This window comes from Roseicyclus sp., assembly GCF_018402035.1.
Lineage (GTDB): Bacteria > Pseudomonadota > Alphaproteobacteria > Rhodobacterales > Rhodobacteraceae > Roseicyclus.
Window position 1 is genome coordinate 209,379 of record NZ_JAGYJN010000002.1, and the last position, 14,062, is coordinate 223,440.

15 protein-coding genes are annotated in these 14,062 nt (G+C 60.2%); all 15 read right to left on the reverse strand.

Features of this window, described 5'->3' with window-relative positions:
* Positions 1–11: 11 nt before the first annotated feature.
* The gene (locus KG698_RS05145; protein ID WP_300982928.1) at positions 12–773 is read right to left on the reverse strand and encodes a biotin--[acetyl-CoA-carboxylase] ligase; all 762 of its coding nucleotides are present in this window, start codon (positions 771–773) and stop codon (positions 12–14) included.
* Positions 763–2,211, reverse strand: a complete 1,449-nt coding sequence (gene nuoN / locus KG698_RS05150; protein WP_213684487.1) for an NADH-quinone oxidoreductase subunit NuoN — start codon at positions 2,209–2,211, stop codon at positions 763–765. Before nuoN ends, KG698_RS05145 begins: the two co-directional genes overlap by 11 nt.
* Positions 2,212–2,220: 9 nt before the next feature.
* Positions 2,221–3,765 (reverse strand): NADH-quinone oxidoreductase subunit M, encoded by a 1,545-nt coding sequence (locus KG698_RS05155; protein WP_213684488.1) that lies wholly within the window; start codon positions 3,763–3,765, stop codon positions 2,221–2,223.
* A gap of 10 nt (positions 3,766–3,775) precedes the next feature.
* Positions 3,776–5,860 carry an NADH-quinone oxidoreductase subunit L gene (gene nuoL, locus KG698_RS05160; protein ID WP_213684489.1) on the reverse strand — a complete coding sequence of 695 codons (2,085 nt, stop codon included), beginning with the start codon at positions 5,858–5,860 and terminating at the stop codon, positions 3,776–3,778.
* Positions 5,861–5,865: 5 nt separating this feature from the next.
* Positions 5,866–6,174 carry an NADH-quinone oxidoreductase subunit NuoK gene (gene nuoK, locus KG698_RS05165; RefSeq protein ID WP_213684490.1) on the reverse strand — a complete coding sequence of 103 codons (309 nt, stop codon included), beginning with the start codon at positions 6,172–6,174 and terminating at the stop codon, positions 5,866–5,868.
* A 134-nt stretch (positions 6,175–6,308) separates the two neighbouring features.
* Positions 6,309–6,917, reverse strand: a complete 609-nt coding sequence (locus tag KG698_RS05170) for an NADH-quinone oxidoreductase subunit J (protein WP_213684662.1) — start codon at positions 6,915–6,917, stop codon at positions 6,309–6,311.
* Between the two features lie 7 nt (positions 6,918–6,924).
* Positions 6,925–7,341, reverse strand: a complete 417-nt coding sequence (locus tag KG698_RS05175; protein WP_213684491.1) for a carboxymuconolactone decarboxylase family protein — start codon at positions 7,339–7,341, stop codon at positions 6,925–6,927.
* Entirely contained in the window at positions 7,338–7,832 is a 495-nt protein-coding gene (gene nuoI, locus KG698_RS05180) for an NADH-quinone oxidoreductase subunit NuoI (RefSeq protein WP_213684492.1), read from the reverse strand. Before nuoI ends, KG698_RS05175 begins: the two co-directional genes overlap by 4 nt.
* A gap of 1 nt (position 7,833) precedes the next feature.
* Positions 7,834–8,871 (reverse strand): NADH-quinone oxidoreductase subunit NuoH, encoded by a 1,038-nt coding sequence (nuoH, locus tag KG698_RS05185; protein ID WP_213684493.1) that lies wholly within the window; start codon positions 8,869–8,871, stop codon positions 7,834–7,836.
* A 10-nt stretch (positions 8,872–8,881) separates the two neighbouring features.
* Positions 8,882–9,283 carry a hypothetical protein gene (locus KG698_RS05190; RefSeq protein ID WP_213684494.1) on the reverse strand — a complete coding sequence of 134 codons (402 nt, stop codon included), beginning with the start codon at positions 9,281–9,283 and terminating at the stop codon, positions 8,882–8,884.
* 5 nt (positions 9,284–9,288) lie between these two features.
* Positions 9,289–11,310 carry an NADH-quinone oxidoreductase subunit NuoG gene (nuoG, locus tag KG698_RS05195; RefSeq protein WP_213684495.1) on the reverse strand — a complete coding sequence of 674 codons (2,022 nt, stop codon included), beginning with the start codon at positions 11,308–11,310 and terminating at the stop codon, positions 9,289–9,291.
* Positions 11,311–11,394: 84 nt separating this feature from the next.
* Positions 11,395–11,829, reverse strand: a complete 435-nt coding sequence (locus tag KG698_RS05200) for a DUF5333 domain-containing protein (RefSeq protein ID WP_213684496.1) — start codon at positions 11,827–11,829, stop codon at positions 11,395–11,397.
* A 116-nt stretch (positions 11,830–11,945) separates the two neighbouring features.
* Positions 11,946–12,200, reverse strand: coding sequence for a hypothetical protein (locus tag KG698_RS05205; protein ID WP_213684497.1), 255 nt, complete (start codon positions 12,198–12,200; stop codon positions 11,946–11,948).
* A gap of 163 nt (positions 12,201–12,363) precedes the next feature.
* Entirely contained in the window at positions 12,364–12,744 is a 381-nt protein-coding gene (locus tag KG698_RS05210) for a hypothetical protein (protein ID WP_213684498.1), read from the reverse strand.
* Between the two features lie 22 nt (positions 12,745–12,766).
* Positions 12,767–14,062 carry an NADH-quinone oxidoreductase subunit NuoF gene (gene nuoF, locus KG698_RS05215; protein ID WP_213684499.1) on the reverse strand — a complete coding sequence of 432 codons (1,296 nt, stop codon included), beginning with the start codon at positions 14,060–14,062 and terminating at the stop codon, positions 12,767–12,769.

Genomic DNA, 14,062 nt, shown 5'->3' on the forward strand with positions numbered 1-14,062 from the left:
GAGCCCCCCAATCAGAAGAAAATATCGGCCGCCGCAATCTGCTGGCGACCTTTGGGTGTTTCCAACACGAGTTGCCCGTCCATGTCTATCTCGACAAAGGTGCCCGTGATCTCATCACGCATCATGCGTGCGGTCATGCTTTGGCCGATACGCGCGGCATGTTGCAGCCATGCGCTGCGGATCGGGCCAAAGCCATAGGTGGTGAACTGCGCTTCCCAGCGGGCGAAATGCTGGGCGAGATGGGTCAGGAAATCCTCGGGCGTGATGACGATGCCTGTTTCGCCCAAAAGGCTGACAGGGGCCAGCGCGCCCGGCTCGAGCAGGGCTGCATCGGGGGTGGCGGCAAGATTGACGCCGATCCCGATCACAAGCGCCTCGACCCGCCCACCTGCACCGCTGCTTTCCAGCAAGATGCCCGCCAGTTTGCCACCATTGAGCAGCACATCATTGGGCCATTTCAGCGTAAAGAGCTCGGCCCGGCCCGTAACCGCGACCAAAGCGTCGCGCAGCGCCAGTGCCGCCACGAAAGACCGCAGCGCCGCCTGTGCGGGTGGCCCCGCCGGGCGCATAACGAGCGAGGCGGCAAAATTGCCCTCGGGCATGGACCAAACCCGCCCGCGTCGCCCGCGCCCCGCGGTTTGCGCCAGCGCGCAGATCCATGTGGGGGCGGCCATGTCAGGGGCACGGCGCGCGCCTTCGGCCATGGTGCTGTCGGTCGCGGGCAGGATCAGCCGATCCACACCCACGGGCCAATCAGGGCGTTCAGCGGACAAGCGTTTCGGCCGCCTGCGCCGCCATGCTTTCCAAGCCCAACAGGTTGACGCCGGGCAACCATGCCAGCGCGATCAACGCGGCCATCGCCATCAGCCCCGCATATTGGACAGCGCCCATGCGGCCATCAAGACCCTCACGCGCTTGGCCGAAATACATCAAATAAACGATGCGCAGGTAGTAATACGCCCCGATGACCGAGGCGATCACACCCGCAATCGCAAGCCACGCCATGCCCGCATCGACCGCCGCCAACAGCACGGCATATTTGCCGAAAAAGCCCACCATCGGCGGCACGCCCGCAAGGCTGAACATCAAGATCAACAGGGCCAGCGCCTTGGTGCCTTCGCGGCTGGCAAAAGACGACAGCGCGCTGATCTCGGTAACTGGGCGACCATCTTTTTCCATGCTCAAGATAAAGGCGAAGGTGCCGATATTCATCGTCACATAGATCGCCATGTAGATCAGCATCGCGGTCACACCTTGCTCGGTGCCAGCGGCCAGCCCCATCAGCGCAAAGCCCATATGGCTGATCGAGGAATAGGCCATCAGCCGCTTGATATCGGTCTGCCCGATGGCCGCGACCGCGCCCAGAAACATCGAGAAGACAGCGAGGAAGGCCACGATCTGCTGCCAATCGCCCACGGCCCCGCCAAAGGCGTCATAGACCACGCGCGCAAACAGCGCCATCGCCGCGACCTTGGGCGCGGTGGCGAAAAGGGCCGTGATGGGGGTGGGCGCGCCCTCGTAAACATCGGGTGTCCACATGTGGAAGGGGGCGGCTGAGACCTTGAAGGCAAGGCCCGCCATCACGAAGACCAGACCGAAGAGTAGGCCCAAGGGCATCTCGCCCGCTGTTGCCGTTTCGATAATGCCCGAGAACAGCGTGGTGCCGGCATAGCCATAGGTCAGCGATGCGCCATAAAGCAAAAGCCCCGAAGACAGCGCGCCAAGGATGAAATATTTCAGCCCCGCTTCGGTCGAGCGGACGCTATCACGGCGGAGCGAGGCGATGACGTAAAGCGCCAGCGATTGCAGCTCGAGCCCCATGTAAAGCGCGATCAGATCACCGGCCGAGACCATCACCATCATGCCCACGACCGAAAGCGTCACCAGCACCGGGTATTCAAACCGCAAGATATCGGCCTTTTGCATGTAGTCGCGCCCGATCAGCAAGACCGCCGCGGCAGAAAGCAAAATGGTGATCTTGGCAAAGCGCGCAAAAGCGTCATCGACGAACATGCCGCCAAAGGCCATGCTTGTGCCATCCGCCGTGACGCCGATGTAAAAGGCGATCACGACAAAGATCAGCGCCGTGCCCGATGTCAGCGTCGCGGCCATACCATCTTTGCTGGTATAGACAGCCGCCATCAGTGCGCCCATCGCGAAAAGCGACAGCACGATCTCGGGGATCAGAATGGCAAGGTCCGCGCCGGTCATCGGATTACCTCAGTTATTGGTCGCGACCATCGCGTCGGCGGCATGGGCCGCAAGCGCAATGTCGTAGGTGGAAACAAGCGCCGCGACCGAGGGGCCGATCATATCGGTCACAAGGCTGGGATAGACGCCCAAAAGCAATGTCATAACGATCAGCGGTGCAAAAATCGCCCGCTCACGCCGATCCATGTCGGTGATGGATTTCAGGCTTTCCTTGATCAGATCGCCAAACACGACCCGGCGGTACAGCCACAGTGCATAGGCCGCCGACAAGATCACGCCGGTGGCGGCCAAGACGCCCACCCAAGTATTGACTTGGAACACACCGATCAGCGTCAGGAATTCACCGACAAAGCCGCTGGTCCCCGGCAGGCCCACATTGGCCATGGTGAACAGCATGAACACCGCCGCATAGGCGGGCATGCGCACGACAAGGCCGCCATAGGCGTCGATGTCGCGGGTATGCATCCGGTCATAGATCACGCCCACGCACAAAAACAGCGCGCCAGAGATGAAGCCATGGCTGATCATCTGGAATATCGCACCATCGACACCCTGTTGGTTGGCGGCAAAAATCCCCATGGTCACAAAGCCCATATGGGCCACCGATGAATAGGCGATCAGCTTTTTCATATCCTCCTGCACCATCGCCACAAGCGAGGTGTAGATGATCGCGATCACCGAGAGCCACAGGACCAAGGGCGCCATGATGTCAGAGGCGACGGGGAACATCGGCAAGGAGAAGCGCAAGAACCCATAGCCGCCCATCTTGAGCAAGATCGCGGCCAGCACGACCGAGCCCGCCGTCGGTGCCTGCACATGCGCATCGGGCAGCCATGTATGCACAGGCCACATCGGCATCTTGACCGCGAAGCTGGCAAAGAACGCGAGCCACAAAAGCATCTGCATCCCGCCCGCGATTTGCCAACCCATCAGGTTGATCGGCCCTGCGCCGAACTCATGCGCGAGCAGGTCAACGATATCGGTCGTGCCCGCATCGACATACATGGCAATCATCGCCACCAGCATCAGCACCGAGCCGAGGAAGGTATAGAGGAAGAATTTGAACGCCGCATAAATGCGGTCTTTGCCGCCCCAAATCCCGATGATCAGGAACATCGGGATCAGCCCCGCCTCGAAGAACAGGTAGAACAGCACCAGATCAAGCGCCACGAAAACGCCGATCATCAGCGTCTCAAGCACCAAAAGCGCGATCATGTATTCCTTGACGCGGGTATTGACGCCCCAGCACGACGCGATGGTGATCGGCATGAGGAACGTGGTCAGCAGCACGAACAACACGCTGATCCCGTCTACACCGAGCTTATAGGTCAGCCCAAAGAGCCAGGCGGTTTCCTCGACCAACTGAAAGCCGGTGTCGTTCGGGTCGAACTCCGTCAAGATCGCAAGCGAGATCAAGAAGGTGGCACTGGTCGCAGCCAGTGCCAATCGTTTGGCGTTGAGTTGCGCCGCCGCATCATCGCCGCGCAAGAACACCGCAAGGATGACCGCCGCGATCAGCGGCAAGAAGGTGACGATGGAAAGCAGATTGTCCATGGATCGTCTCTCAGCCTCCGGCGCGCAGGCTCATCCAGGTGATGAAGAGGACGATCCCCAACACCATGGCGAAGGCATAGGTAAAGATATAGCCGGATTGCGCCCGGCCCGCGAGGCGGGTGATGAAAGGGATGACACCCATGGCCAGCCCATTGATCCCACCATCGATGACAGCGCCATCACCACGCTTCCACAAAAAGCGACCAAGCCATTGGGCTGGGCGGATAAAGAGGAAATCGTAGATCTCGTCGAAATACCATTTGTTCAACAAGAACAGGTAGAGATAGCGCTGGTTTTCCGCCAAGCGGCGCGGCAGCGACGGGTTGACGATGTAGAACCAATAGGCGGTCACAAAGCCAAGGATCATGGCAAAGAACGGGCTCCACTTGACCCATTTGGGCACTTCATGGGCTTCGTTCAGGATGTTGTTGTCGGGGGCGGCATGGATCGCGCCTTCGCCCGGCGCGCCGATCAGGTTGTAATGGGCATAGCCTTCGGCCTTGGGCTTGGCGTCTGCCCCATGCGCCGCATCGGTGACGGCGTGGCTTTCTTCGACCGCATAAGGCACGCCAAAGAAGCGGCCGACCTCATCGGTTTTGCCGAAGAAGGAATTGTACCACACCACACCCGCAAAGACCGCACCAACGGCCAGAACGCCAAGCGGCACCAACATGGTCCATGGGCTTTCATGGGCGTGATCATGCGTGTGCTTATTGCCGCGCGCCTCGCCGAAAAAGGTCAGGAACATCAACCGCCAAGAATAGAAGCTGGTGAAAACGGCGGCGACGATCAGCGCCCAGAAGGCATATTGGCCAAGCTGCCCGCCGAATGCATAGGCAGACTCGACCACCGCATCCTTGGAGAAGAACCCGGCGAAACCGAAATAGGTGGTGGGAATACCCACGCCCGTGATGGCCAGCGTGCCGATCATCATCGCGGCAAAGGTATAAGGGATTTTCTTCCGTAGGCCGCCGTAATTGCGCATGTCCTGCTCGTGATGCATCGCATGGATGACCGAGCCCGCGCCCAAAAACAGCATCGCCTTGAAAAACGCATGGGTAAACAGGTGGAACATCGCCACCGAATAGACGCCCACACCGGCGGCCACGAACATATAGCCCAGCTGCGAACAGGTCGAATAGGCGATCACGCGCTTGATGTCGTTTTGCACAAGGCCCACGGTGGCCGCGAAAAATGCGGTCGCGGCCCCAAGGATGATGATAAAGTTCGTCGCAAAAGGCGCGTATTCCATCAAAGGCGACATGCGGCAGACAAGGAAAACACCCGCCGTCACCATGGTCGCCGCGTGGATCAGCGCCGACACCGGCGTCGGCCCCTCCATCGCGTCAGGCAACCATGTGTGAAGGATCAATTGTGCCGACTTGCCCATCGCACCGATGAACAGAAGCATCGCAATGGTGTTGGCCGCGTTCAACTCCATCCCGAGGAAGGAAATCGTCATCTGGCCGAATTCCGCAGCCATCGGCAAGATCACATCGAACTGGATCGAATCCGACAGCCAGAACAGGCCGAAAATGCCCAAGAGAAAGCCGAAATCACCAACACGGTTCACGATAAAGGCCTTCATCGCCGCCGCCCCCGCCGATGGCTTGCGGTAGTAAAAGCCGATCAAAAGGTAAGAGGCAACGCCGACCCCTTCCCAGCCGAAAAACAGCTGCAGCAGGTTATCGGCCGTGACCAGCATCAGCATGGCGAAGGTGAAGAACGACAAATAAGCAAAGAACCGCGGGCGGTAGCTTTCGCCTTCTTTGAAATTCTCGTCATGCGCCATGTAGCCAAAGGAATAAAGATGCACGAGCGCGGACACGCTCGTGATCACGATCAGCATGATCGCCGTCAGCCGGTCGATGCGGATCGCCCAATCGGTGTAGAGCGTGCCGCTTTCGATCCACGTAAACAGGCTATGGGTATAGGTCGTGCCGTCGAAGGTCAGGAAAATGACCCAAGACAACAGGCAGGACAAAAACAGCATGCCGGTTGCCACGACTTGCGCGCCTGTCTCACCGATCATGCGCCAGCCGAAGCCCGCGATCAGCGCACCAAGGAGCGGGGCGAAAAGGAGGATCGTTTCCATATGCCTCAGCCCTTCATGTTCGAGACATCTTCGACCGCGATGGTGCCGCGGTTACGGAAGAAGCAGACAAGGATCGCAAGGCCAATCGCGGCCTCGGCGGCAGCGACGGTCAGCACGAAGAGCGTGAACACCTGCCCCGTCAGATCGCCAAGGAAGGCTGAAAAGGCGACGAGGTTGATATTGACCGACAACAGCACCAGTTCAATCGACATCAAGATGACGATCACGTTCTTTCTATTGAGAAAGATGCCGAAGATGCCGATCACGAAAAGTGCGGCGGCAACCGTCAGATAATGTTCCAGTCCGATCGTCATCTCGTCCCTCCGCAAAGTGCCTGCGCACCCGCATCGTCGTATTTTTTGCACCGCGATTTCTCGCGGCCTTGTTGGAATTTTCGTACAAAAATTCGCATCATGCGATTATTCGTACGAATAATCGGGTCAAAAGCTCATAGCCCCTGACCCGGTTTTACATCTTTCAGCTCCAAGGCTTTTTGCGGGTCGCGCATCATCTGGGCGACCACGTTTTGGCGTTTCACATCCCCGCGATGGCGCAAGGTCAAAACGATCGCACCCACCATCGCCACCAGCAAGATCAGCCCCGAGAGTTGGAACAGCAAGATGTAGCGATCATAAAGGATCAGGCCCAAGGCTTGCGTATTATGCGCTTGCTCCAAGGGCGGGATCGGATTGCCAAGGCGGGCATCCACACCTTCGGAAAACTCCCACACACCAAAGGCCAGCCCAAGCTGCATCAACAAGACAACCCCAATCAAGGCGCCCAGGGGGAGATAGCTGGCCATTTCCGCCTTCAGCGCGGCAAAATCGATGTCGAGCATCATCACCACGAACAAGAACAGCACCGCGACCGCGCCGACATAAACGATGATCAAAAGCATCGCGACAAATTCCGCCCCGATCAGCACGAACAGCCCCGCTGCCGACAAAAAGGCCAAGATCAGCCAGAGCACCGAATGCACGGGGTTGCGCGCCATGACAGTCAGCAAGCCGCCGGTCAAAAGCGAGATCGCGAAAAGGTAAAAGGTGAAATCGCCCATGCCCATCTTAACCGGTCTCCTTGGCGTCCAGCACCTCGGCCGCCAGTTCCATGGCCTTGTTCATTGCTGGAACACCGCCAAAAAGTGCCGCAAGCCCGATGGTTTCGGCCACTTCTTGCTTGGTGGCGCCCGCCTCGATGGCGTGGCGCACAGTCAGGCGGATCTGCCCCTCGGCCAGCGCGCCTTGTACGGTCAGCCCCAAAAGCGTGAGCAAAAGCCGGGTCTTGGCATCAAGCCCCGTCGGGTTGAACTGCTTGCCGAAAAACGCCTCGAGCATCTCTGCGGGCACGGTGGGCCACAGCTTGTCCATCTGCGCGGGGTTGAAGCCGCCCATGCCGGGGGTAAGTGTCTTCGTCCACGCCTCGGTCATTTCTTGGGCCTGGCGCATCATCGCTTCGAATGGGTTTTGGGGTGTGTCGCTCATCGGTAGGGCGCATCCAATTCAAGATTGCGGGCAATCGCCGCTTCCCAGCGCGCGCCGTTGTCCAAAAGCTTTTCCTTGTCGTAGTAAAGCTCTTCGCGCGTCTCGGTGGCGAATTCGAAATTCGGCCCCTCGACGATCGCATCGACCGGGCAGGCCTCTTGGCAAAAGCCGCAATAGATACATTTGGTCATGTCGATGTCATAGCGCGTCGTGCGGCGCGATCCGTCCTCGCGCGGCTCGGCATCGATGGTGATCGCCTGCGCGGGGCAGATCGCCTCGCACAATTTACATGCGATGCAGCGTTCCTCGCCATTGGGATAGCGGCGCAGCGCGTGCTCGCCCCGGAAACGCGGGGACAGCGGCCCCTTCTCATGGGGATAGTTGACCGTCACCTTGGGCGCGAAGAAATACTTCAGCCCCAAGCGCATGCCCGCCCAGATATCACCGAGCAGGAAATACTTGGTCGCGCGGTTCCAATCGATCTGCGTCATCTCAGCCCCCCACAGCCCAGCGGGCATAAGCACCGCCGAAAACTTCGAACTTCGCCATGAAGGCCACGAAAACCACCCAGCCCAAGCTGAAGGGCAAGAAGACCTTCCAGCCCAACCGCATCAGCTGGTCATAGCGATAGCGCGGCACGATGGCCTTCACCATGGCGAAGAGGAAGAAGAAAAAGGCCATCTTGGCGATCATCCACAACGGGCTGTCGGGGATGAAGGGGATGGGGCTGAGCCAACCGCCGAAAAACAGCAATGTCATCAACGCGCACATCAAGAAGATGGCGATGTATTCGCCCGCCATGAACAACAAGAACGGCGTTGAGGAATATTCGACCTGATAGCCCGCGACCAATTCCGATTCCGCCTCGGGCAGGTCAAAGGGCGGGCGGTTGGTTTCGGCCAGCGCCGAGATGAAGAACAAGAACACCATCGGCAAATGCGGCAGCCAGTACCAGCCAAACAGCCCGTAAGCGGTATCTTGCGCGGCCACGATCGCACCAAAATTCAGCGATCCGGTCGAGATGATCACCCCGATGATGATCAATCCGATAGAGACTTCGTAGGAAATCATCTGTGCGGCCGAGCGCAGCGAGCCAAGGAATGGGTATTTCGAGTTCGACGCCCAGCCACCCATGATCACGCCATACACCTCGAGCGAGGACATGGCGAAGACGTAAAGGATGGCCACGTTGATATCGGCCAGCACCCAAGTCTCGTTGAAGGGGATGACCGCCCAAGCAAGGATCGCCAGCACAAAGCTGGTCATCGGTGCCATCAAGAAAACCGGGCGATCCGCACCGGCGGGGATGACAACCTCTTTCACGACATATTTCAGCGCGTCGGCCACGGTTTGCAACAGGCCGAAAACACCCACCACATTGGGCCCGCGCCGCATCATCACGGCGGCCCAGATCTTGCGGTCGCCGTAAACAAGGAACAACAGGCTGACCATGACAAAGCCGATCACAAGCAGGCTTTGCGCCGCCATGATCGCCATGAGGCCAAGAGTGGTCGAAAAGAAGCCGTCCATGGGTCGCCCCTTAAACCGTCGGTATTCCTTGCTCGGCGCACGCGGCCGCCACAACTTCGGCGTCGAGCGTCTGCAACCCCCGCGGGAGCGCCGGCGAGATGGTGTAAACCGCATCTGCGATCCAAACGCCACCCTGTTCGCGCAGATTTGTGCGGACATGTCGCGCAAAGCCGAAGCCGCGGATAAGGGCGTATTGCGCAGCCGCGCAGCGCGCGTAAGCGTCCACTTCGTCGCGGGCCGCGTCACCGCGCAATTGAACGCGGAAATTCACCAGATCATCGTCCAGCAATCGTGTCTCCACACCCTCGTAGCGCAGGGCTTCGGTGCGCGCGGCAGGCGCGTCTGTTGAGGTGCAAGAAGCCACGAGAATGGCCGCCAGACACAGCAGATGCGCACCATGCAGCTTTGGCATGGCCCTCACTCCGCTGCGATGGCTGTCTTTTCGCGGGCTTTGGCATTGGCGGACAACTCCGCCATCAGCGTCGAGGCGCGCGCGATTGGATTGGTCAAGAAATGATCGCGCACCGCGTTCACAAAGCTCGCCGCGCCAACTGTGCCCAAGGGCAGCGTATCGCCGCTATTTTCCGGCACCGCGTCAATCATCGCCAGATGCGGCACGGCCTTGATCAGCGCGTGGCGCAGTTCGGCCAAGCTGTTCCATGGCTGCGGCTGAGCGATCTCACCCGACAAGGCGCGCAAGATCGCCCAATTCTCTTTTGCCTCGCCCGGCGGAAAGCCCGCGCGCAGGGCAAGCTGGGGGCGGCCTTCGGTATTGACGAAAAGCCCCTGCTCCTCGGTCCAAGCAGCGCCGGGGAAAATCAGATCGGCACGATGCGCGCCCCGGTCACCATGGCTGCCTTGGTAGATGACAAAGGGGCCAGCTTTGATATCGACCTCGTCGGCGCCGAGATTATAGACCACATCAGCGCTATCGACCGCGGCGGCAAGCCCGCCTTCGGTCACGGCACCGACATCCATCGCCCCAACGCGGGCAGCAGCGGTGTGCAAGATCAACAGGCCCGAGCCGGATTCGGCCGCGATTTGCATCGCATGTGCCAAAACCGCCGCACCATCGGCCTCGCGCAGCGCGCCTTGGCCGAGGATGACAAGGCTATCCACACCCGCAGATGTGGTGTGGGTGATGCCGATCTGGCTGGCCAAGGCCGCCCGATCCGTGCCCAAATGAGTAAAGGGATAGGTCAGATCGACCGCTTCGCCGATCAGCGAGACCTGCGCGCCGCGCGTCCAAGCCTTGCGGATGCGCGCGTTCAGCACGGGCGCCTCAGCACGCGGGTTGGTGCCGATCAGCAAAATGGCGCGGGCCGCGTCGATATCTTCGATGCTGGCCGTGCCGACATAGGCCGCGCGGTTGCCCGCGGGCAGCTTGGCACCATCCACGCGGCATTCGACCGAACCGCCCTGCCCCTCAATCAGCTGCTTGAGCGCAAATGCTGCCTCGACCGGGGCCAGATCGCCGACCAGTCCCGCAAGCTTCTTGGCACCCTTGATCTTGGCGGCCGCAAGGCCCAGCGCTTCGGGCCATGTGGCCGCGCGCAGCTTGCCGTTTTCGCGGATATAGGGGCGATCAAGGCGTTGGCGGCGCAACCCATCCCAAACATAGCGGGATTTATCGCTCAGCCATTCTTCGTTCACGCCATCATGGTTGCGCGGCAACAGGCGCATGACTTCGCGCCCCTTGGTGTCGATACGGATGTTGGAGCCCAGCGCATCCATCACATCGATGGACTCGGTCTTGGTCAGTTCCCAAGGCCGGGCGGTAAAGGCATAGGGTTTGGACGTCAGCGCGCCCACGGGGCATAGATCGACGATATTGCCCTGCAACTCCGACACCAGCGAGGCACCCAGATAGCTGGTGATCTCGCTATCTTCGCCACGACCGGTCTGGCCCATCTCAGGCATGCCGCCCACCTCGGTGATGAAGCGCACACAGCGCGTGCAGGAAATGCAGCGCGTCATCTCGGTTTTCACCAAGGGGCCAAGGTCAAGGTTGTCGGCCGCCCGCTTGGGTTCGCGGTAACGCGAGAAATCGACGCCATAGGCCATCGCCTGATCTTGCAGGTCGCATTCACCGCCCTGATCGCAGATCGGGCAATCCAGCGGATGGTTGATCAACAAGAACTCCATCACACCCTCGCGGGCCTTTTTGACCATGGGCGAGTTGGTTTTGATGACGGGGGGCTGCCCCTCGGGGCCGGGGCGCAGATCGCGCACCTGCATCGCGCAAGAGGCGGCGGGCTTGGGCGGGCCGCCCACGACCTCGACCAGACACATCCGGCAATTACCCGCAATCGACAGACGCTCATGATAGCAAAACCGCGGTATTTCGATGCCTGCCTGTTCGCAGGCTTGGATCAACGTCATCGCCGGATCGACCGCAATCTCGTGGCCGTCGATGATGATCTTGCGCAGGTCGCTCATGGGGTGCGTTCCTTCCTCGGCGCGGGCAATGACAAGATCAGGTCCAAATGATCTCACCCGGGCACAGTCGCGGTTCGCCGTCTTTTAGCCCCCGCGAAGCAGTCTGCCAATGGGCGATCCGGTGGCGATTTCGTCGCGCCCCACGCGACAGGCCCCCGCGACGTCATCGGACCCCATCACACCACGCGCTGCGAAATAGTCACGTGCGAACGCGATGTAGCGATCTTGTTCCTTATCATCCTCGACATAGGCGGTCACCTCGGCCCGGTTAAAGCCAAGCGACATGGCGTGGCTGGCCAATCCCAGAAGGAAAACATTGGCCGCAAGATCGCGGCGCGCCAGATCGGGACAGGTCCGCTCGATATGGCGGCCAATGGTGATCGCCAACAACCCTTCATGCAGGCGCGGGTCATTGCGTAGCGCATCGAAGCGATCCGCGCGCGCGCTGCCTACGACCGTCAAAAGCCCCGTTGCCGCCATCAACAGCGATATCGTCAGTATTTTTGCATAGCTGCCCATCGGACCATCACCTTTTGCACGCACCCATTAACGCATAAATGGGGGTTCTGGCGAAGGTTATGCAATAACACCGCGGGCAAAGCGCGCATCACAGGCATGGCGCCGCCGAAAACGGCCTAAAGACGCACACCCCAAAAGGTGACGATCAGCCAAACCAGCCCAACGATCAGCACGACCGACAAGATCGCATAAAGTGCCGCTTCCATCCGCGCGGGCGTGTTCAGCATAATCGCCGCGCCAGCTGCAACCATGGCACCGACGACGATCCCAAGGATCGAGCCACCGATCCCCCAGTGATACCCAAGGATCATGCCCACAACGCAGCAGACCAGATAGATCGAGGCCAGCCCGTACCAATACCAACGCACCATCACCTGCCGCCCTTACGCCGTCTTGCACCAGCCCGCTTGCCGGGGTCTTTCAACTTTGGTTGCAAATAATACGAAAGATCGACCAGTGCCGCAATGCAAGCGGCGCGCCGATATGGTGGCGCTGTGGCAGCTTTGCCGCGATTGTTATGGGGTGTTTGGGCGCTTAGCGCGCGCTGCAGCGGCCAGCAACAACAGGTTCGCCGGACGCGTTGCGGGTCACCATCCAATCGCCGGTGCCCTCATCCATCACCCAATCGACCGAAGATGAACCCGTGCGCTCAATGCAATGGCGTGTCGCAACAAAGCGCGCGCTTTCGCGGGCATCGGCAAGGTCCACACCGGGCGCACGCACCAAAACGGTGAAATCACGCCAAGTCTCGCCTGTGCTGAGCCGCGCATCATAAGGCAGGCCAGCACCACGCGGGCCGCGATCAAACTCACCACCGCAGGCCGCCAACAGCGCCACAAGACCAAGGCCACTGGCCACCAACGCGACCCGGCGCAAAGCCTTGCGCGCGACATATGTGGTTGATGCATGTGCCATGCGGTCCTGCCCTTCCTTGCGATTATTCCGCCGCGATCCCCGCGAGGCCGCCGCGTTTGACGCGGATACGATCCTCAATCTCGTGGCGGAAATGGCGGATCAGCCCTTGGATCGGCCACGCCGCCGCATCGCCCAGCGCACAAATCGTGTGGCCTTCGACCTGCTTGGTGACATCGAGCAGCATGTCGATCTCGGCCACCTCGGCCTCGCCCTTCACCAAGCGCTCCATCACCCGCATCATCCAGCCGGTGCCTTCGCGGCAAGGCGTGCATTGGCCGCAGCTTTCATGCTTGTAGAATTTAGACAGCCGCCAGATCGCTTTGACCATATCGGTGGATTGATCCATCACGATCACCGCCGCCGTGCCAAGGCCCGAGCGCTGTTCGCGCAGCCAATCGAAATCCATGATCGCGCCCTCGCGCATCACATGGGCAGGCAACACCGGCACGGAGGAGCCGCCGGGGATCACCGCCTTGAGATTATCCCAGCCGCCGCGAATGCCGCCGCAATGACGCTCGATCAACTCGTCAAAGGGGATGCTCATCTCTTCCTCGACGACGCAAGGTTTGTTCACATGGCCGGAAATGGCGAAAAGCTTGGTTCCCGCATTATTGGGCCTGCCAAAACCCGCGAACCATTCCGCGCCACGGCGCAAGATCGTGGGGGCCACGGCAATCGATTCGACGTTGTTGACGGTGGTGGGGCAGCCATAAAGCCCCGCGCCCGCCGGAAAAGGCGGCTTCATCCGGGGCATGCCCTTGCGGCCCTCAAGGCTTTCCAAAAGCGCCGTTTCCTCGCCGCAGATATAGGCCCCCGCGCCGTGGTGCAGATAAAGATCGAAATCCCAGCCCGACTTGGCGGCGTTCTTGCCCAAAAGGCCCGCAGCGTAGCATTCGTCGATCGCCGCCTGCAGCGCCTCGCGTTCGCGGATGTATTCGCCACGGATGTAGATGTAGCAGGCATGCGCCTGCATCGCGAAAGACGCGATCAAGCACCCCTCGATCAGCGTATGGGGATCATTGCGCATGATCTCGCGGTCTTTGCAGGTGCCCGGCTCGCTCTCATCGGCATTCACGACCAGATAGCTGGGCCGCCCATCCGATTCCTTGGGCATAAAGGACCATTTGAGGCCGGTGGGGAAACCCGCACCACCCCGTCCGCGCAGGCCCGATGCCTTCATGATCTCGACGATCTTGTCACGGCCAAGGGCGATGATGTCCTTGGTCCCATCCCAATGCCCACGCGCCATCGCGCCCTTCAGGCTGCGATCATGCATGCCGTAGATATTGGTAAAGATCCGGTCCTTGTCCTGCAGCAT